The 18,972-nt window shown below is 31.3% G+C and carries 19 protein-coding genes; 9 read left to right on the top strand and 10 right to left on the bottom strand.

Going from position 1 to position 18,972, the window contains the following annotated elements:
* Window positions 1-3 precede the first annotated feature (3 nt).
* From GIY83_RS19735 to GIY83_RS19720, 4 genes are all read left to right on the top strand, one after another.
* Window positions 4-990, top strand: a complete 987-nt coding sequence (locus GIY83_RS19735) for a hypothetical protein (RefSeq protein ID WP_208683027.1) — start codon at window positions 4-6, stop codon at window positions 988-990.
* Between the two features lie 22 nt (window positions 991-1,012).
* Window positions 1,013-2,299: an MATE family efflux transporter gene (locus GIY83_RS19730; protein ID WP_194615014.1), complete on the top strand. Its 1,287-nt coding sequence runs from the start codon at window positions 1,013-1,015 to the stop codon at window positions 2,297-2,299.
* A 17-nt stretch (window positions 2,300-2,316) separates the two neighbouring features.
* Window positions 2,317-3,381: a hypothetical protein gene (locus GIY83_RS19725; RefSeq protein ID WP_208683025.1), complete on the top strand. Its 1,065-nt coding sequence runs from the start codon at window positions 2,317-2,319 to the stop codon at window positions 3,379-3,381.
* 139 nt (window positions 3,382-3,520) lie between these two features.
* Complete coding sequence (locus GIY83_RS19720; RefSeq protein ID WP_228520341.1) at window positions 3,521-4,645, top strand: O-antigen ligase; 1,125 nt, start codon at window positions 3,521-3,523, stop codon at window positions 4,643-4,645.
* Here the strand turns inward: GIY83_RS19720 and GIY83_RS19715 are convergent.
* Window positions 4,622-5,698, bottom strand: coding sequence for a glycosyltransferase (locus tag GIY83_RS19715; RefSeq protein ID WP_194615017.1), 1,077 nt, complete (start codon window positions 5,696-5,698; stop codon window positions 4,622-4,624). The genes GIY83_RS19720 and GIY83_RS19715 overlap by 24 nt on opposite strands.
* 187 nt (window positions 5,699-5,885) lie before the next feature.
* On the opposite strand from GIY83_RS19715, the gene GIY83_RS19710 reads away from it, so the two are divergent.
* Window positions 5,886-6,869: a UDP-glucuronic acid decarboxylase family protein gene (locus tag GIY83_RS19710; RefSeq protein WP_194615018.1), complete on the top strand. Its 984-nt coding sequence runs from the start codon at window positions 5,886-5,888 to the stop codon at window positions 6,867-6,869.
* A gap of 55 nt (window positions 6,870-6,924) precedes the next feature.
* Here the strand turns inward: GIY83_RS19710 and GIY83_RS19705 are convergent, their stop codons facing one another.
* The 4 genes from GIY83_RS19705 to GIY83_RS19690 all read right to left on the bottom strand — a co-directional run bounded on the left by GIY83_RS19705 (window position 6,925) and on the right by GIY83_RS19690 (window position 11,446).
* The gene (locus tag GIY83_RS19705) at window positions 6,925-8,112 is read right to left on the bottom strand and encodes a glycosyltransferase family 4 protein (RefSeq protein ID WP_194615019.1); all 1,188 of its coding nucleotides are present in this window, start codon (window positions 8,110-8,112) and stop codon (window positions 6,925-6,927) included.
* The gene (gene wecB / locus GIY83_RS19700) at window positions 8,112-9,200 is read right to left on the bottom strand and encodes a non-hydrolyzing UDP-N-acetylglucosamine 2-epimerase (protein WP_194615020.1); all 1,089 of its coding nucleotides are present in this window, start codon (window positions 9,198-9,200) and stop codon (window positions 8,112-8,114) included. Before wecB ends, GIY83_RS19705 begins: the two co-directional genes overlap by 1 nt.
* A gap of 365 nt (window positions 9,201-9,565) precedes the next feature.
* Entirely contained in the window at window positions 9,566-10,096 is a 531-nt protein-coding gene (locus tag GIY83_RS19695) for an ORF6N domain-containing protein (protein ID WP_194615021.1), read from the bottom strand.
* Window positions 10,097-10,135: 39 nt separating this feature from the next.
* A complete protein-coding gene (locus GIY83_RS19690; protein ID WP_194615022.1) occupies window positions 10,136-11,446 on the bottom strand; it encodes a phenylacetate--CoA ligase family protein in 1,311 nt (436 codons plus the stop codon).
* Window positions 11,447-11,579: 133 nt separating this feature from the next.
* Between GIY83_RS19690 and purD the strand changes: the two genes are divergently transcribed.
* The gene (gene purD, locus GIY83_RS19685) at window positions 11,580-12,854 is read left to right on the top strand and encodes a phosphoribosylamine--glycine ligase (RefSeq protein ID WP_208683023.1); all 1,275 of its coding nucleotides are present in this window, start codon (window positions 11,580-11,582) and stop codon (window positions 12,852-12,854) included.
* Here the strand turns inward: purD and GIY83_RS19680 are convergent.
* Window positions 12,846-13,076, bottom strand: a complete 231-nt coding sequence (locus tag GIY83_RS19680; RefSeq protein WP_194615024.1) for a uracil phosphoribosyltransferase — start codon at window positions 13,074-13,076, stop codon at window positions 12,846-12,848. The genes purD and GIY83_RS19680 overlap by 9 nt on opposite strands.
* Before the next feature lie 141 nt (window positions 13,077-13,217).
* Between GIY83_RS19680 and GIY83_RS19675 the strand changes: the two genes are divergently transcribed.
* Window positions 13,218-14,147: a DUF6427 family protein gene (locus GIY83_RS19675; RefSeq protein WP_194615025.1), complete on the top strand. Its 930-nt coding sequence runs from the start codon at window positions 13,218-13,220 to the stop codon at window positions 14,145-14,147.
* Here the strand turns inward: GIY83_RS19675 and upp are convergent.
* Window positions 14,142-14,795, bottom strand: a complete 654-nt coding sequence (gene upp, locus GIY83_RS19670) for a uracil phosphoribosyltransferase (RefSeq protein WP_194615026.1) — start codon at window positions 14,793-14,795, stop codon at window positions 14,142-14,144. The two genes, GIY83_RS19675 and upp, sit on opposite strands and share 6 nt — an antisense overlap.
* A gap of 111 nt (window positions 14,796-14,906) precedes the next feature.
* Here upp and GIY83_RS19665 point away from each other — a divergent pair, with 111 nt between their 5' ends.
* Window positions 14,907-15,512 (top strand): DUF4254 domain-containing protein, encoded by a 606-nt coding sequence (locus tag GIY83_RS19665; RefSeq protein ID WP_194615027.1) that lies wholly within the window; start codon window positions 14,907-14,909, stop codon window positions 15,510-15,512.
* A 236-nt stretch (window positions 15,513-15,748) separates the two neighbouring features.
* Window positions 15,749-16,756: a glycosyltransferase family 9 protein gene (locus GIY83_RS19660; protein WP_208683020.1), complete on the top strand. Its 1,008-nt coding sequence runs from the start codon at window positions 15,749-15,751 to the stop codon at window positions 16,754-16,756.
* A gap of 90 nt (window positions 16,757-16,846) precedes the next feature.
* On the opposite strand, the gene GIY83_RS24985 is transcribed toward GIY83_RS19660, so the two are convergent.
* From GIY83_RS24985 to GIY83_RS19645, 3 genes are all read right to left on the bottom strand, one after another.
* Window positions 16,847-17,089, bottom strand: a complete 243-nt coding sequence (locus GIY83_RS24985; RefSeq protein ID WP_228520342.1) for a hypothetical protein — start codon at window positions 17,087-17,089, stop codon at window positions 16,847-16,849.
* Window positions 17,090-17,383: 294 nt separating this feature from the next.
* Window positions 17,384-17,692, bottom strand: coding sequence for a hypothetical protein (locus GIY83_RS19650; RefSeq protein ID WP_208683018.1), 309 nt, complete (start codon window positions 17,690-17,692; stop codon window positions 17,384-17,386).
* A 113-nt stretch (window positions 17,693-17,805) separates the two neighbouring features.
* Window positions 17,806-18,858 carry a ferredoxin--NADP reductase gene (locus tag GIY83_RS19645; protein ID WP_194615031.1) on the bottom strand — a complete coding sequence of 351 codons (1,053 nt, stop codon included), beginning with the start codon at window positions 18,856-18,858 and terminating at the stop codon, window positions 17,806-17,808.
* Window positions 18,859-18,972: the final 114 nt, after the last annotated feature.

Raw genomic sequence — 18,972 nt, 5'->3', positions numbered from 1 at the left:
TAAATGAGTACAAAAGTACCGCAGGATAATTCAGGACAGGAGATTGATATTTTTCAGCTTTCAAAAAGTATTGGTGGTTTTTTCGAAAGAATTAATTCCATTATTTTTCAGTCTATTCATTTCTTTGTCCGCAAATGGATTATTGTTTTAATTTTAGTAATCGTAGGGTTTGGTATTGGCTGGTATTTAGATTCAAATAAAAAAACATTTGAAAATCAGATTATTGTAACTCCAAATTTTGGAAGCGTTGATTATCTTTATTCTAAAATAAATTTGATTGAATCTAAAATTATTGCGGGAGACACGGCTTTCTTGAAAAATGAAGTTGGTATTCAAAATCCAAAATCAATAAAAAAAATCGAGACCAAGCCCATTGCCGATGTTTATAAGTTTATTGAAGACAAAGAACAGAATTTTGAGCTGATTAAATTAATGGCTGAGGTTGGCGAGGTCAAAAAAGTGTTAGAAGATAATATCACAAGTAAAAACTATACTTTTCATTCAATATCTTTTATAACCGACAAAATTACGAACGAAAAAGATATCGTTGAGCCATTATTAAAATACTTAAACAGCTCTGAATATTTTAAGACGCTTCAAAAAATTGGATATAAAAATCTGGAACAGCAGATAATTCAAAATGATACTATTATTGCTCAAATTGACCAGGTTTTAAATGGCTTTTCTAATACTGTAAAAAATGGATCAAAAAACGATAAGCTGATTTACTATAATGAAAACACTCAGCTTAACGATATTATTAAAACAAAACAATATTTAATAATCGATCAGGGTAAATACAGGCTAAAGCTTATTAATTATGATAAAGCAATTAAGGACATAAATTCAACTTTAAATATACATAGCGCTAAAATTACAAATGGAAATCTTAAACTTTTATTGCCATTTTTATTCATTTTTATTTTCGTTTTAATTCATTTGTTTCTAAAGTTTTATCGTAACCAGCTTTTCAAAGCTCAGGTTAAATAATATAATATTGAAGACGTTTAAAATGATTGAAAGAATTTCAAAAAACTCATTCATAAAACAGAGTTTAGGAACTTTGGCTTTGCGAATTTTTGGAGTTCTTTTGTTATTTGGTTTCACCATATTTTTAACAAAATCATACAGTCCAAAATTAGTGGGACAGTATGATTTTGTGCGTTCATATCTTTTAGCAGTTGGAAGTATTTGTCTATTGGGTTTTGATCAGTCCATTTTATATTTTAAAGGAAGGTTGGCAAGTCAGAAAGAGGTACGACAATTGAAAATGGTGTATTTAAAAATGGTAAGGATGTTATTTTTAACTTCACTATTAATTTTAGCTCTTTTTCTTATTATTGATAAAAAAAGAATTAATACTTATTTTCTGGATGATGAGGTATACCCAATCCTTTTAAAGAGTTCAGTCATATTATTTTTTCACGGATTATCGCTTTTAAATACAGAGGTTTTCAGAGCATTAGACAAATTGTATGTTGCAGAATTATTTAGAAATATTATCAAATATATTCCGTTGATAATTGGCTCTGTAGTTTTATTTTACATGCATTTAGAAGCTTATTTGGTAGATGTTTTTTTAATTGGTTTTATTTTTCTAGCCCTTATAAGTTCTGTTTTAGTATTTATTTATTTTAATAAAAAGGAGACAGTATCAGATGAGATTTTTACTTCAAAAGAGATTTTTACAAAATCGTATCCCATTGCAATAAGCGGAATGGCAATGTTTTTATTAATGTCTTTTGATATTATGTTTTTAAAAAAATATCAAAATGATGAAACAGTAGCTTTTTATTCTGTCGGAGTTAAAATAATGACAATTGTTTCTGTAATAATCTTGACAATAAACATAACTGTTTCGGCAAAAATTGCGGAGTATTTTTCAAATCAGAATTGGATAGAATTAAAAAAAACATTGCAAAGCAGTGCTCGTTTAATTTTTTGCATTAGTTTTCCGGTGATAATCTTAATTTCTGTATTTTCTGATTATGTTTTGTCCTTGTTTGGAAACCAATACATCATAGCGCAGAAATCCTTTCTAATTTTAATAATTGGTCAGGGAATTTGCTCTTTATTTGGTTCAGCTCCAGTTTATCTGAATATGACAGGAAGACAACATATTTTTCAGGTAATTTTGATAGGAGCGGTTATCATTAACTTTATTCTAAATCGATTTTTGATTCCAATTTACGGAATGACTGGCGCAGCTGCTGCTTTTTTCTGCAGTTCTTTTTTCTGGAATTTTGTTTCTGCAGTTGTTATATATAAAAAAGACAAAATCAAGATTTTTTTACATTAGACAAAATCAATTTTAATATGCAAATCAAGATTAAAAAAAGTACAGCAGCATTTTTATTAATAGCGATGGCCAATTTGGTGGTTGCATTTAGTACTTTTTTTGTTTTGCCACCAAAATTCTTTTATGATTCAGCGATAATAATTTATGATAAATACAATGAAATAGGGTACTTAGGTAGTTATCCATTAACTATTTTGTTTTATAAAGTTACGGGTCTCCGCTATCTTCCTTTTCCTTTAATTTCACTTATACAGTTTCCTATTTTAATGTATGTTTTGTATAAAATAGGAATTCCGAATTCTTTCGGAAAAATAAATGTAAAAAATGCTATTGTCTATTTGGGGATTTTTATGATTGCTATTTTTATAGCAATGCCTTCAAAAGAATTTATTACTTTTTTATTCATTTCTTCAATTATATTTTTGTGTAAAAACAAGCCGTATTCCTTTCAAAAAACGGTTCTTTTGTCCGTATTCCTTTTTATACTTTTCGGAGCTTTATACCGACCTTATTTTGCTTTAATCCCTATAATTGCCGGAGGTATGTATTTTATAAGTTTTATTAATTTTAAAAATAAAACTGTATCAACAATTTTTTACGGATTATTGATTGTCTTTTTTTTATCATTGAGTTATGGCATTTTAAAAGGAGAATATTTTTCTGAAATGAGCCGTGAGGTGGTTAATAAAGAGCGCATAGGTTCACCAGATGCAAATTCTATGATCACGCCACCTTTAAAACCTGATACTTGGTACGGAGAAATAATTGCCATTTTTTATGGTTTTTTTACAGTAAATATTCCAATAAATGGTTTAAAACATATTTTATCTCCTCAAATCGTCTTATTTGTAATTTGGCAGCTTTTACTTTTTTACATCTTATTGGTTCGTTTTGCTAAATGCGTAAAACAGAGAGAATATTATAAATACGAACTTTTCATTTTTTTTATATTATTTTCATTTTTTATTACCCAGGGAGTCTTTGAACCCGATTTAGGCTCGGCAATGAGACATAAAATAGGTATTTTTCCACTAATTTATTTTGCATTATATCATGAACATTTCCGAAAAGAACTTCAATAGAATCTTCCATCTTTTTTTGTGTTTGATTGCCATTTTGATGATCTTTAGAAAACCATGCTCAATAGTGATTGTAGTATTTTCAGTTTTCAATTTAATTTTTTTTAAAAAGCTGCATTACACAAAAAATATATTGATTTTGATGACCTGTATTGCAACTCCGGTAATACTTGAATTAGTGCTTTTCTGGAATAATGATTCTTTTGCAAAAGGATTAAAAGCAATAGAAAAAAGCACTTCGTTAGTAATTTTTCCATTGTTTATAATTGGAAATTTTCAGCAGGTAAATTTTTTGAAGTTATTACAAGTTTATGTTTTCGGCACAACTTTGGTTTTGCTTTTTTTCTTCATTCGATTCAATGTTTTGTTTCCAGAATTAATGCATAAATATTTGAATGGTATCCATTTATGGGAAATGGGATATCAATTTGGGAATAGTTTAGGAATTCATGCTCCGGCGTTAAATATGCATCTGGCTTTTGTAAGCGTTTCTGCTTTTTATTTTCTAATTAAGAGTTTTAAAGATCATGAAAAATTTACACTCAAAGTAATAAGAATAATAATTTTTATATTTTCTTTTTTCTTTGTATTGTTTGTTAATACCAGATTGGCCTTAATAAATGTTTTTATAGGACTTTTGATCATTCTTTTTTATGCAGTGAAGCTGGATAATTTTAAAAAAGTAGCTTTAAAAAGTTTGCCAGTATTTATTTTATTAATTACCGTTTTGTTTTTATTTGTTCAAAAAGATCCATACATGAAAGAAAAGTATTCAAGCGTTAGCTTTGCTTATATGGATAAAGTGGGTAAGCTTGATGAGATCGATCATCCAGAGGTTAAAGTATTTAATTCTTTAGTTACCAGAGTTTCTATATGGAAATCTGCCTGGGAATTGTCATTAAAAAATCTCCCTTTTGGAGTAGGCGCTTCCGATGGAAAAAATGAATTAAATAAATACTATAAAGAAACCAATCAGCAGTTTTTGGCTAAATATGAATTTCCTACTCATAATCAATTTTTTGATTTTTTATTGAAGTTTGGAATTCTCGGACCTTTGGTGGTACTCTTTTATATTTCTATAATTGGATATTTGGGATTTGATCTAAAGAATGCTGTTATAATTTCATTTTTCATTATCTTTTTTACATCAAATCTAATGGATGATTTTTTGCTTCGTTTTGATGGAATTGCTTTCAGCGGGTTTTGGTTGTCCATTTTTTCAAGTTATTGGATGCAACAAAAATCAGCTCTTGTAAATAGTGATTAGTTCTTCAAAATTTTTATTTTTATCGAATAAGTCTACACATCTCTCAAAAGCTTTTTTAGCAAAAAAATTTCGATTTACAGAATTGCTCAGGATTTGAAAATACGGTTCCAGTTCTGAAATTTCATCAAATAGAAATCCTGTTTCATTATGAATCACAATATCTTTATTGCCAATTATATTGGTAGCAATAACAGGTTTTTCTAAAGCCATTGCTTCCAATATGGCTATTGGTAAACCTTCCCACAAAGAAGTTTGTAGATAAATATCAATATTATTGAGTTCTTTTAAAACCAGTTCATGATCAAAAAGCCAGCCAGTAACTCGAATATTTGGAGCGGTAATTGAAGATTTTAATTCCCCATCACCAATCCATACAAAATTGAATTCAGGAAAATTCAAGGCAATTTTATTAAAATGCTCAGGATTTTTTTGAAATGTAATTCTACCTAAAATTCCAATTGTAAGTTTTTTATTTTCATTTTCAAAACAATATTTTCTAATATCGTTAATATCAATTCCATTTCGAATTAACTTTGAGTTTCCAAATTTTTGTGCAATTTCAAATTCAGTATCTCCACACGCAATTGTTGTACCGCCAAATAGAGTTTGAAAACTTTGTTCTATTATTTTATACAATTTTTGAACTGATTCTGAAATATCTGTTCTAAGAAAAGAAAAGCCGTGAGGACTATAATAAAGTTTCTTTTTTTTGAGTAATAAGAAATAAGCAACACGCCCTAAAACCCCGGCTTTTGAGGAATGAAGATGAATTACATCTGGATTTATTCTTTTAAGCTCTTTTCTTAATTCATAAACCGATTTTAAATCCTGAAGCGGAGAAAACTCACGAACCATATTAATGTGGATGAGATTGACTCCATTTGAAAATTCGGACTTTATTTTCTGAGGATCAATTTCTTTTCGATTGCTACTGTATATGATAGTAGTTTCTATCTTTTTGTTTATTTCATCATCACCAAAGAAAGTTGATAAATCTCTAAAATACGTATAAACTCCTCCACCAAGAGCTTCTATAATGTGTACAACTTTCAAAACAGAGAATTTAATTGAGAGTAAAAATAGATAAATAAGCTTAATTATAATCTGAAAATTAAAAACTTCTTTCAAGATATGAGCTTAGGTCTAATTTAAAAGGCCAGATATTTTATTACATTTGTAGCTGTTTCATGGGGCTTTTAGTAGAAAAACAAACCCCTTAAAATGTTCAATAAAACCAAATATGAAAAGAATACTTATTACCGGAGCAGCAGGATTTTTAGGATCGCATTTGTGCGACAGATTCATTAAAGAAGGATATTATGTTATCGGGATGGATAATCTGATTACGGGAGATCTTAAAAACATAGAACATTTATTTAAGTTAGAACATTTCGAATTTTACCATCATGATATCACCAAGTTTGTTCACATTCCTGGTGATTTAGATTATATTTTACATTTTGCTTCACCGGCAAGTCCGATAGATTATTTAAAAATTCCAATTCAGACTTTAAAAGTAGGATCTTTAGGAACACATAATTTATTAGGATTAGCAAGAGTTAAAAATGCCAGAATTTTGATTGCTTCAACATCCGAGGTTTACGGAGATCCATTAGTTCACCCACAAACCGAAGAATATTACGGAAACGTAAATACAATAGGACCACGAGGTGTTTATGACGAAGCAAAACGTTTTCAGGAATCGATAACAATGGCGTACCATACTTTTCACGGAGTAGAAACAAGAATCGTACGTATTTTTAATACTTACGGGCCAAGAATGCGCTTAAACGACGGACGTGTAATTCCGGCTTTCATTGGTCAGGCGTTACGTGGAGAAGATTTAACCATTTTTGGAGACGGAATGCAAACACGTTCTTTCTGTTATGTAGATGATCAGGTGGAAGGTATTTTCAGGTTATTGCATTCAGATTATGTGTATCCGGTAAATATTGGAAATCCGGATGAAATCACCATTAAAGATTTTGCAGAAGAGATCATTAAATTAACCGGAACGAATCAAAAGGTAGTCTTTCATCCTTTACCAATAAATGACCCCTTACAACGCCAGCCAGACACCACAAAAGCAAAAGAGCTATTAGGTTGGGAAGCAAAAGTAAGCCGCTCTGAAGGAATGAAGATTACATATGATTATTTCAGGTCACTTTCTAAAGAAGAACTTTCAAAAGAAGAACACAAAGATTTTTCTAGTTATATCAAATAAAAAAACGGGCAAATATTAATTCGATATTTGCCCGTTTTCATTTTATTGAAGTTGGCTAAAAAGCATTATTTTCAATCAGTTCTTTCATTTGCTGATCCAGATTAAAATGACTTTTTGCATGAAGAAAAATATCCTTTTTCATCTTTTGAATTTCACCTTTTCCTAATTCAGAAATTTGTAGTAAAGTAGAATTTAATTGCTTAAAATCTTCAACAGGAACAACCCAACCCAGATTATTTTCTTCCACAATATTTTCTCCTTCACCACCACCAAAATAAAAAACAGGAAATCCCAAAGCACTGTATTCAAATATTTTTGAAGGAACAGAACCGTAAATTCTCGTTTTAAGCGGAACAAGGGCAATGTCTTGATCCTTTAAAGTTTCATGCAGAACATTTCGTTCCAACATTCCATGGAAAATTATTTTTTTAGTTGGATTTTGGCTGAGATAATTGACAATTTGATTTTTCTCTGCGCCATCACCAAAAATATGCAATTCGATATTTAAATTCTCTAAATTTAATTGCTGAATAAGGTCAAAAACACCTTGTGCAACACCAAGCAAACCAGCATAAAACAACTTAATTGGTTCGCGTGAATTGTCTTTTTCTTCAAGGAAATCCTCAGTAAAATGATCCGGATAATTCCGGTATAAAAAGCATTTTTTTTCTGGAAAAATAGAATTGATATGTTCAATTATTTCATTCGATTGCCCAAAGATATGTGTTGCTTTTTTATAAATAAAACGTTCAATAAAAAGCAGGATTTTATGTGAAATACTATTTTTCTTTAGTACCTGAAGTTCAATAGCAGCAGTTGGCCAAAGATCAGAAACATTAAGAATTATGGTTTTGCGTTTAAGCCAAAGTGTAAAAACAGAAATAAAAGAAAGCAACAATGGAGGTGATTGTACAATAACTTTTTTAGGCGTTGTGGCAAACAGCAAATAAAAAAATAAAGTCGTTGAGAATGATAATGTCGAAACAATTCGTTTAAAGATATTTGAACTATTACTAGGATAAATCCAAAGACGTTTTAGCGTGATATTCTGAATTTTCTCAGTAACCGAAAATCGGCCTTTATATTCTGGGAACAATTCCCCTTTTGGATAATTTGGCAACGGAGAAATCACCGAAACTTCATATCCGTTTTGATTCAGTTTTAAAGCCAGTTGTTCAATTCTATTAGCTGCAGCACCTTTTTCCGGCGGATAATAATTGGATATGATTAAAATGTCCTTCATTATTTTTTATCCAATAAAATTGAAATAATTCTTTCTGATGCTTTTCCGTCCCATAATTCAGGAATGCCACTTTTTCGTGGCCCATTTTTCAAGAACAGACCAAAAATTTTTTGTAAATTTTCTAATGAAGTTCCCACAATAGTATTAGAACCAATAGATTCTGTTTCAGGTCTTTCCGTATTATTTCGCATCGTAAAACATGGAATTCCCATAACGGTTGTTTCTTCCGAAATTCCTCCGCTATCGGTAATAACAGCAAAACTATTTTTAATCAAATACATAAAATTCAAATAACTTTGCGGTGAAACAAAAATGATGTTTTTGAATTTGGTCTCGCTTTCACTCAAAATCGCCTGCGTTCGTGGATGAATCGGGAACAGTATTTTTTTGTCAGTAACTAAATCATCAATTCCGTGAAGAAGCTCAAGAAGTGATGAAACTTCATCAACATTTCCGGGGCGATGTAAGGTTAGAATGATATAATTTTTTTCGTTTAATTGATTTTCTTCCCAAAAATCCGGCGCAAATATTCTATCGATATTTTGGTATAAAGTATCAATCATGACGTTACCCACAAAATGTACATTTTCAGGATCTGAACCCAATTTTAGCAAATTTTCTGAGGCAGAAGCTGAGGTAGTAAAAAAGTAATCGGTAATACTATCGGTCAACATTCTGTTGATTTCTTCTGGCATTGTTAAATCGCCTGAACGTATTCCGGCTTCGATATGCGCTACTTTTTTGTTGCATTTTTTGGCCACAATCGAACACGCCATAGTCGAATTGACATCTCCAACAACTAAAACCAAATCGCAAGGATTTTGAAGTAATTCTTTTTCAAAAGCAATCATAATCGCAGCGGTTTGTTCTGCCTGAGAGCCACTTTTTACTTCCAGATTTACATTTGGTTTCGGAATATTTAATTCTTCAAAAAAAGTATCGCTTAAGTTTTTATCGTAGTGCTGACCAGTATGAACCAATCGAAATGAAATAGCAACACCTTCATTTTGCTTGCTTTTTATGGCATTAATGATTGGTGCAATTTTTATAAAATTAGGTCTTGCACCAGCGATTATAGTGATTTTCATAGTTGGATTGGATTCTTTCTAAAAACTTTCTTTTGGCAAAAGTAAAGTTTAAATCGGAATTTGGATAAATTGAGATACTTTCTTGATGTTTAAATGATTTTTGAGTATATCAAAACTGATCTTGTCAGAATTGGAGGTAGCAATTTGCGACCTCCAATTCTCTGCTAATTTTCAAATAGGGAATTTGGATTAGCAATTTTTGATCTTAAAAAAGTAAGGAAAGTCAAGTTGATATTTTTAGTTTGATCATTTATCATTCTCTAAGGTCACATTTTGTGACCTTAGAGAATTCAGTAAAACTTGAAGTCGCAAATTGCGACTTCAAGTTTCAAGGTCGCAATTTGCGACCTTGAAAAAGTATGGGATTATTTTTTATAGCCAATTTTCACTCTTTCATTTTCATCTTCTTTCTTTTCAGTAAATTCATCTAAATAAGAAAAAACCAACTCAATATTCTTATCGTGATTCTCTAACTTCTTTTGAATCTGAAGTATATCAACTTTAATTTCTGTTGTATCGAGAAGCATTTGTCTCACTTTTGTGAAAATCCGTATAATCTGAATATTAGTTTGAATTGCTTTATCGCTTTTTAAAACGCTTGATAGCATTAAGACACCGTGTTCTGTAAAGGTAAAAGGAAGGTATTTTTGATATTTACCCCTTACTTTCTCTAAGGTCGCAATTTGCGACCTTAGAGAATTATGCTCAATTTCAGTAAGTTGAAACATAAAATCTTCTGGAAATCGAGATAAATTTCTTTTTACCTGTTCATTTAATGTTTTAGTTTCAACTTCATAAAGTAAAGCCAAATCACTATCAAGCATTACTTTTTGACCGCGAATAAAATATATTTTGTTAGAAATTGTTTCTTCAGAAAGTAAAGATTGATCCTCCATAAGTTTTAATTAAAAAAAAATGTAAGATTTTATTTGTATTTATAAATACGATTTGAATTGTTTTAGTTTTCCGCTTTTGCTTCTTTCTAAAACTGTTTTTTGGGTAAAAATAAAATTTAAATTGGGTTCAAGATACAAAGCAATTGCTTTTTCTATTTTTTGAATTTGTATGATATCTAATTCTTTTTCACTGACATATTCAATTTCAAAAGTATCCAATTGCGTTTGTTTGATAATAAATTCTTTGACATTTCCGTCATCTTCAATGATGCTTTTGGTTACGTAGTAAAAGGTTAATCCTGGAGATTTTTTTCCGCTTGGGAGAATTGCAATGTCATTGGTTCGTCCAATTAGTTTTTTAAGAATTGGTTTCTGTAGTGTACTTTTTTCGTCAAGAATTCCAATATCGCCAATTTCATATCGTATAAACGGATGCGCTTTATTAAACAGAGAAGTAATCACAATTCGGCCTTCTTCCCCGTAAGGGAGAACTTTATTATTTTCGTCTAAAATTTCAACAAAAAGGGTTTCAGCATTCACTTGCCATTCTCGTTGAGGGTTTTCAAAAGCAATCAAATCTAACTCGGATGCTCCATATTCGTTAATAATCGGAATTTCGAATTGTTTTTCTAAGAGTTTTTTATCCGATTCAAAAAGCATTTCCGAAGTAACGAAACACGCTTTTAAGGTGGGACAAATTTCATTTAAAATGATGTTTTTCTGTTCTAAATGTTTGGCAAATAAAACGATAGAACTGGTATAACCATTGATATAATCGAATTTTTTGGTTTTGAATTTCTGTAAAAATTTCTCCAGAATTGCATCAGATAAATCGAAAACCGGAAACCTGAAACGATGCGTCAGAAAATCTTTAAAGCGTTCTTTTTGATAACCAATAAAATCCATCGGAATACCATAAAAACGAGCCTGATACGAATGATTAAAATCAATACCAAACCAGCCAAAACGCATAATATTTGATGCCCAGGTCAAGGCATGAGAATATTTATCCTTTGCAAAAACAAAAGGAGTTCCGCTGGATCCTGATGTTTTGTTGAGGTATACATTTTTTTTTGAGTATCCTTTTGAAAGTCTTTCTTCAAGAGGTTTCTGTAAATTCTGTTTGTTCAAAATGGGTAAGTTTTCCCATTTCAAATCCGTTTTATTCCCTACTAATTCTTGATAAAATGAATTGTTTTTTAAATGAAAATCGACAATTTCTTCTTTTTTATTCGCAAGAAAAAAATCATATTCTTCTTCAGATAAATTCACGATTTTATCCATTTGAGCTTTGGCTTCCTTTATAGGAAAACCGTTTAATTGAAGCGAAATATCAAAAATAGAAATCATTTGAAGATATATTTTTCACCAAAAATAATATTATCAAATTACTAACAGAGAAGAATCAACAACTTTTTAAGATTTAATTATTTTTTACGTACAAAAGCAATTATTTTTGCACCACAACTAAATACAACAACACATGACAATTTTACTATTGGGATCAGGCGGAAGAGAACATGCTTTTGCATGGAAAATGATTCAGAGTCCGCTTTGCGAAAAACTTTTTGTTGCACCAGGAAATGCGGGAACAGCAGCAATTGCTACAAACGTTGCAATGCCTCCAACAGATTTTGATGCCATAAAAGCATTTGTAATTCAGGAAAATGTAAAAATGGTGGTCGTAGGGCCAGAAGATCCTTTGGTAAAAGGGATTTACGATTATTTTAAAAACGACGAAAGTTTACAGCATATTCCGGTTATCGGACCATCAAAATTAGGAGCTCAACTTGAAGGAAGTAAAGAGTTTGCTAAAGAATTCCTGATAAAACATAACATCCCGACTGCTGCTTACGACAGTTTTACTGCCGAAACGGTTGAAAAAGGATGTGAATTCTTAGAAACATTACAACCTCCGTACGTTTTAAAAGCAGACGGATTAGCAGCAGGAAAAGGAGTTTTGATTATTCAGGATCTTGAAGAAGCTAAAACTGAATTGCGAAACATGTTGGTTCACGAAAAATTTGGAGCAGCAAGTTCAAAAGTAGTAATCGAAGAATTCCTGGACGGAATTGAATTAAGCTGTTTTGTTTTAACTGACGGAAAAAGCTATAAAATTCTTCCAACAGCAAAAGACTACAAACGAATTGGAGAAGGAGATACAGGATTAAATACAGGCGGAATGGGAGCAGTTTCTCCGGTACCTTACGTTGACGCTGTTTTGATGGAAAAAATCGAAACCCGTATTGTAAAACCAACAATAGAAGGTTTCCAGAAAGACGGAATCGAATATAAAGGATTTGTATTTATTGGTTTAATCAATGTAAAAAACGAGCCAATCGTTATTGAATACAACGTGAGAATGGGAGATCCAGAAACTGAAGTTGTTGTGCCAAGATTAAAATCTGATTTGGTTGAGCTGTTCCAGTCAGTGGCAGATCAAAAATTAGATACTTTCGAGTTAGAAGTAGATCCAAGAAGTGCGACTACAATTATGGTAGTTTCCGGAGGATATCCTGAAGATTTCGAAAAAGGAAAAGTAATTACAGGTTTAGAAAATATTACCGATTCTATAGTTTTTCACGCAGGAACAAAATTAGATGGCGATAATGTCGTTAGTAATGGAGGACGTGTATTGACTGTAACATCGTACGGAGATGATTTTCAACAGGCCATAAAAAAATCTTACCAAAATATAGATAAACTAAATTTTGATAAGATGTATTTTAGAAAAGATATTGGTTTCGACTTACTTTAAGAAAGAGTGAGCCGTTGTATCTTGGTTTTCAGTTCCTGCAGCATCAAAAATACGTAATTGTTTAATCCAATATACGATTGCTGCAGAACAGATAATCATAAAAATCCAGTTAATAGTATTAGCACCAAACCATGTAATAAGTTCTAAATGACGTAAACCATCAAGTGGAGCAAATAAAATGTTAACGAATAAGTATTGTATTCCTTCGAAAAAAGCTTTCATAATTTATAAAATTATATGTTATTTATTGTTGTGTAACGCATTGAAGTTAAAATTCAGATAATAGAATCTTTTTTCAACTTGTTGGGTTTTCCTTTTTAAACAAGTATTATATTTACAATCACAAAAGTATAAAATATCCTTATGATAACAAGTGTTTTTAAAAAATCTACGCCATTAAATTATTCATTGGTCGTAATTTTAATACTGGTTTTCTTTTTTATTTTTCAAATCAAAGATCCATCATGGGTGAGTTCTTATTTTTTGGCGTTCCAAAAAGTAAGTTTACTACTGTTTATTTTAGCCTCTTTTTTCCTGGTTAATTTTATCGTAAAAAAGAACGGACTCAGTAAAGACAACGGTTACGCGATACTTTTCTATTTATTGTTTATATTATTTTTCCCCACGATTTTTAATAATGCGAATGTCATCTATGCTAACTTTTTTATCCTGTTAGCGCTTCGAAGATTAATTTCGCTACAATCCTTAAAAGCATCAAAAGAAAAAATATTTGATGCCTCTTTTTGGATTTTAATAGCCGCTTTATTTCAATTTTGGTGTATTCTTTTCCTGGTAGTGGTATTTATATCTATTGTTTTTCATGCTTCGAGAGATTATAGAAACTGGATTTTACCATTTATTGCGCTTATGGCGGTTTCAATAATCTTTTTATTGATCTCCCTGATATTCCATATCGATATAATAGAATTTTTTCAGAAACGAGCCGTAATCGATTTTGATATTATCTATTTCAAAAATAATTACGAAAACGGAGCACTTTCTATATATGTTGCAGTTGCTTTGTTTTTTGTAACATCAATGTTAACAACGTTGTCAAACAGACCTCAAATTGTACATTCTTCGTACAAAAAAATTGTAGCCTGTTTTTTTATAGCCGCTATTGTTTATATTGTTTCGCCAGATAAAAGCAACGATTTATTGTTGTTTAGCATTGCTCCTTTGACCATTATGGCAGCAAGCCACGTAGAGTATATGCAGCAAAAACTAAACAACGAAATTGTATTTTATGTACTGATTTTGTGTAGTTTATTTACCTATTTCTCTCAATTATAATTTACTTCCGTAAGCAAGATCACCTGCATCACCAAGACCAGGAATAATGTAGTTTTTCTCATTTAGTTTTTCATCAAGAGAAGCCACCCATAAATGGCAGTTTTCAGGAAGACTTTTTTCAAGAAAAGCAATTCCTTCCGGTGCAGCAATAACCACCACAATATGAATCTCTTTTGGAGTTGCGTTTTGAATCAACTTTTCATGAACAGCCACAATAGACTGCCCAGTGGCCAACATTGGGTCAAGCAACAAAACTGTTTTATCATTGATGTTAGAAACGGCCTGATATTCTACCCGAATTTCGAATTCATGATCATTATTAGGATGATATCTGCAAGCAGAAACAAAACTATTTTCGGCATGATCAAAGTAATTCAAAAAACCATTATGAAGCGGCAATCCGGCTCTAAGAATAGAACATAAAACCAAATCACTTTCGATTTCGGTTGTTTTTTTAATACCAAGCGGAGTCTGAATTTCAACCTCTTTATACGATAAATCTTTGCTCAGCTCATAGGCCATAATTTCGCCAATTCGCTCTATATTTCTTCGAAAACGCATACTGTCGTTCTGAACGTTTATGTTTCTGATTTGACCTAAAAAATGATTTAATACGCTATTATTTTCAGAAATATAATGGATTTTCATAATAAAAATTTAGAATTATCAATGGGTTACAGTACGATAACGAAAATTTCATCGTTTTATTCGCACGATAAAAGTATAAAAAGTATCTTTGTAACTCTAACAAATAAACACATGTTTTCAAAATTAGCATATTCTGTTTTCGAACAAAGCATCAAAGATTATCATCAATTTGATAATGTAGATCAACCTATAAACAACCCTTATCCTAAGGATAAATTCGAACATTTATTATATCTAAAAAACTGGATTGATACAGTTCAATGGCATTTTGAAGATATTATTCGTGATCCGCAAATCGATCCCGTAGCAGCGCTTACTTTAAAAAGAAGAATCGATGCCTCAAATCAGGAACGTACAGATATGGTAGAATATATCGATAGTTATTTTTTACAAAAATACAGCGATGTAAAAGTAAAAGACGGTGCAAAAATCAACTCTGAAAGTCCAGCCTGGGCTTTTGACAGATTGTCTATTCTCGCTTTAAAAATTTATCATATGCATGAAGAAGCTACTCGTGCAGAGGCTTCCCAAGAACACAGAGATAAATGTCAGGAAAAACTAAACATCCTTTTAGAACAAAGAAGCGACTTATCAACAGCGATTGATGATTTGCTTGCTGATATTGAAAACGGAGATAAATTCATGAAAGTGTACAAACAAATGAAAATGTACAATGACGACGAATTGAATCCTGTTTTATACCAAAATAAGAAATAATTACTGGAGCTATTTCCGGCTTTCCATTTCATCCCGATAGCTATCGGGACACAAAAAAATAGAGTTTCTATTGTTCAAAAAAGAGCTTCCGTTGGTCGCTTTTTTTAAACAAGAAACTTTATTTTTTTTGCTCCGGGATTTTCATTTCAATCTGGGCTAAAAGCACAGAACCGGAAAAAGACTTGAATTTAAAAAACATAAAGAAATTGTCTAGTAAAATTAAGCATATAGCCGTCATGAGACTTTCCGCAATGGGAGATGTCGCCATGACGGTTCCTGTTTTACGCACCTTTGTAAAACAGTATCCAGAGGTAAAAATTACCGTAATTTCACGTCCGTTTTTCAAGCCATTTTTTGACGGAATCCAAAATCTAAACTTTTTTGCTTTTGATGAAAAAGAAAGACACAAAGGTTTTTCAGGACTTTTGAGATTGTTCCGAGATGTGAAAAAGCTCAAAATTGATGCTTTTGCAGATCTTCATAATGTTTTAAGATCCAAAATCGTGAGTTTACTTTTCGCTTTAAGCGGAAAAAAAAGAGCCACAGTTGATAAAGGTCGTGAAGGTAAAAAAGAGCTAACACGCGCCGAAAATAAAGTATTCAGGCAATTGCCAACAATGTTCGAAAGACATGCAAAAGTCTTCGAAGAACTTGGTTTTCCTTTAGATTTATCTAATCCTGAATTTCCTGAAAAGGCAATTTTAAGCTCAGATATTCTCGAGATTATCGGCGATAAAAACTCAAAATTAATTGGTATTGCGCCTTTTGCACAATATGATTCTAAGGTTTATCCGCAGGATTTAATGCAGGAAGTTATCGCAAAACTGGCTGATAATAAAGAGTATAAAATATTACTTTTTGGAGGAGGAAAGAAAGAAATCGAAATTCTGGATTCATTTGCAAAACCATTTGAAAATGTAATTAATATGGCTGGAAAAATTAAATTTCAGCAAGAATTACAATTGATTAGCAATCTCGATGTAATGCTTTCTATGGATTCCGGAAATGCTCATATTGCAGCAATGTTGGGTTTAAAAGTAATCACGCTTTGGGGCGCAACACATCCGTACGCAGGATTTTTGCCTTTCAATCAAACGATGGAAAATGCTTTAACTTCAGATCGAAATCAATATCCGCAATTGCCAACATCGGTCTACGGAAACAAAATTGTCGAAGGCTATCAGGATGCAATGAGAACCATACTTCTGGATGAGATTGTAAATAAAATTCAGAGTCTTTTGTAAATTATAGCAGACTAAATCTCAATAAAAAAATTCCAAATTCCAACTTTTACAATTGGAATTTGGAATTTTTTTTATTGGATTTTAAATTTTTTATAAATCAAGAAAAAGATATCCCATTGCTTTCTTTTTGTTTCTATCGACTACAACTTCTACAAAATGATTTTCTTTTTCTGTAGCGAGCAAAATGTGCTCAAAATCTTCGGTTGAGTTTCTGTAAACTTTATGAACCAATTCAGATTCTTTAATTTTTTTCGATAAAATTTTAGCGGCTTTTAATTCACTCACATAAGGCCAAATATTAAAAAAACTGTCATTAGATGATATTTCTGTCATTCTATCAATCATTGATGAACGATATTTTTCTGCCGAAAGTAATTTAGGTGCTTTTCGATTTCTTCTTTTTTTAATAATGAAGTAAATACAAAAGCAGGATGTTATTACAAAAAGTAGAATAAAAGAGAGGCGGAGATAATGATGCATTGCCATAATATTTAAATTTTAGGTTGACAATCAGAGATAGCTCTACAATCTCACAAAAGAAGAGGTTGCGATTACCGTAATTTCACCTCTAATATAATAAAAATTTGGCAATATTTTAGCAATATTTTGGTTTTATTACAATCTAAACTAGAGCCAAATTTTCTCGTCTCTACATCTGCTGTAAATATAACTTTTAAGATTCGAAATCGTAGCTTCATAATTAGGAGCTTCAAAACCAAATCGTTTGTGCTCCATTTGCTCTTTTTCGATGGCATTACAGCCTTTTATAACTTCTTTGAGCATGTCTAGCATCGCCAGTTCTTTATTGTTCGTTTTTTGATATTTAAACTCGACAATTTCATCCTGAAGTTCTTCGCAATATTCTACAAGTTTCTCAACTTCAGGTTCATCTAAAAGAGATTGCTTGCTTTTAAAAATTTCTCGTACAGATCTCATAAAAATAAATTCCAATCTTGCAAAGATTGCTACTAATTATCAAACAAAAAAAAATCCAAATCCCAATTGTAAGTTTGGAATTTGGAATTTAAATATTTTTGGAATCTTAACCTCTACACATCATCATAATCTACATAAATAGACTCTGATGTTGGATGCGCTTGACACGTTAAAATCAAACCTGCAGCAATTTCTTTATCTGTCAAAATGGAGTTTTTAGTCATTTCGGCACTTCCTGAAGTTACACGAGCAAGACAGCTGCTGCAAATTCCACCCTGACAAGAATATGGAGCGTCGATTCCTTGTTTTAAAGCTGCATCTAGTATCGTTTGTTTTTGAGACATTTCGAACGAAACTTCGTCATCATCTACTAAAACAGTGATTTTTGTATGTCCTTCTAATGAAGCTTTTATTTCATTTTCCTGAGATGAAGAAGTAAAAAGCTCAAACTTAATCGCTGATTCTTTTACGTTTTTCTCTTTCAAAATTGCAGAAACCGTATTGATCATTTCTTCAGGTCCGCACAAGAAAAATTTATCAAATTGTAATTCTTTGTGTTTGTTGTTCAGAACAAAATTCACTGCCGATTTTTCGATTCTTCCAAACAAAGCATTTTCGGCTTTAGCCTGACTAAAAACATAATGCACGAAAAAACGACCTACATATTGTAATTGCAAATCATGTAATTCCTGGTAAAAAATAGTTTCTTCAGGCGTTTTATTTCCATAAACTAATACAAATGAACTTTTTGGCTCACTTTTCAAAACCGATTTTATGATCGAAAGAACAGGAGTTATTCCGCTTCCGGCAACAAAAGCTGCGTAATTTTTTTGTCTTTCAGCATCTGGTTCAAAAGTAAATACCCCTTCAGGATGACCTACTTCAAGAACATCACCGGCTTTAAGTCTTGTATTTGCAAATTGAGAAAACAAACCGTTTTTTACTGCTTTTACTGCAATTCGCAATTCGCCGCTTTCTGGTGCAGAACAAATAGAATATGCACGACGAATTTCTTGATTATCAAGAGTTAATTTTAAATTTATGTATTGCCCGGCTATAAATTTATAGTCTGGTTTTAGTTCTTCGGGAACATTAAAAAGTACAGAAACCGCGTCGCTTGTTTCGCGTTTTACCTCTTTAATTATAAGTTTTAAGAATGAAGGCATGATTGTATATTTTATGCAAAAGTAGCAAACGGAGATTAAATGTCAGGCACGAAATAATTATTTTTAACTTTTTTTGTAACGTTTAGCTACATTTGATCTCTTACTACAAAACTG

Source organism: Flavobacterium sp. SLB02 (assembly GCF_009664855.1).
Lineage (GTDB): Bacteria > Bacteroidota > Bacteroidia > Flavobacteriales > Flavobacteriaceae > Flavobacterium.
This window is presented reverse-complemented; position numbering and strand designations above follow the sequence as displayed.

Coding starts and splice junctions, on each gene's coding strand:
- GIY83_RS19725 (WP_208683025.1), top strand. CDS start 2,317: ATGCAAATCAAGATTAAAAAAAGTACAGCAGCATTTTTATTAATAGCG.
- GIY83_RS19695 (WP_194615021.1), bottom strand. CDS start 10,096: ATGGAGGATCAATCTTTACTTTCTGAAGAAACAATTTCTAACAAAATA.
- GIY83_RS19675 (WP_194615025.1), top strand. CDS start 13,218: ATGATAACAAGTGTTTTTAAAAAATCTACGCCATTAAATTATTCATTG.
- GIY83_RS19720 (WP_228520341.1), top strand. CDS start 3,521: ATGACCTGTATTGCAACTCCGGTAATACTTGAATTAGTGCTTTTCTGG.
- GIY83_RS19680 (WP_194615024.1), bottom strand. CDS start 13,076: ATGAAAGCTTTTTTCGAAGGAATACAATACTTATTCGTTAACATTTTA.
- purD (WP_208683023.1), top strand. CDS start 11,580: ATGACAATTTTACTATTGGGATCAGGCGGAAGAGAACATGCTTTTGCA.
- upp (WP_194615026.1), bottom strand. CDS start 14,795: ATGAAAATCCATTATATTTCTGAAAATAATAGCGTATTAAATCATTTT.
- GIY83_RS19705 (WP_194615019.1), bottom strand. CDS start 8,112: ATGAAGGACATTTTAATCATATCCAATTATTATCCGCCGGAAAAAGGT.
- GIY83_RS19660 (WP_208683020.1), top strand. CDS start 15,749: ATGAGACTTTCCGCAATGGGAGATGTCGCCATGACGGTTCCTGTTTTA.
- GIY83_RS19645 (WP_194615031.1), bottom strand. CDS start 18,858: ATGCCTTCATTCTTAAAACTTATAATTAAAGAGGTAAAACGCGAAACA.
- GIY83_RS19650 (WP_208683018.1), bottom strand. CDS start 17,692: ATGAGATCTGTACGAGAAATTTTTAAAAGCAAGCAATCTCTTTTAGAT.
- GIY83_RS24985 (WP_228520342.1), bottom strand. CDS start 17,089: ATGACAGAAATATCATCTAATGACAGTTTTTTTAATATTTGGCCTTAT.
- GIY83_RS19710 (WP_194615018.1), top strand. CDS start 5,886: ATGAAAAGAATACTTATTACCGGAGCAGCAGGATTTTTAGGATCGCAT.
- GIY83_RS19735 (WP_208683027.1), top strand. CDS start 4: ATGAGTACAAAAGTACCGCAGGATAATTCAGGACAGGAGATTGATATT.
- GIY83_RS19665 (WP_194615027.1), top strand. CDS start 14,907: ATGTTTTCAAAATTAGCATATTCTGTTTTCGAACAAAGCATCAAAGAT.
- GIY83_RS19730 (WP_194615014.1), top strand. CDS start 1,013: ATGATTGAAAGAATTTCAAAAAACTCATTCATAAAACAGAGTTTAGGA.
- wecB (WP_194615020.1), bottom strand. CDS start 9,200: ATGAAAATCACTATAATCGCTGGTGCAAGACCTAATTTTATAAAAATT.
- GIY83_RS19690 (WP_194615022.1), bottom strand. CDS start 11,446: ATGATTTCTATTTTTGATATTTCGCTTCAATTAAACGGTTTTCCTATA.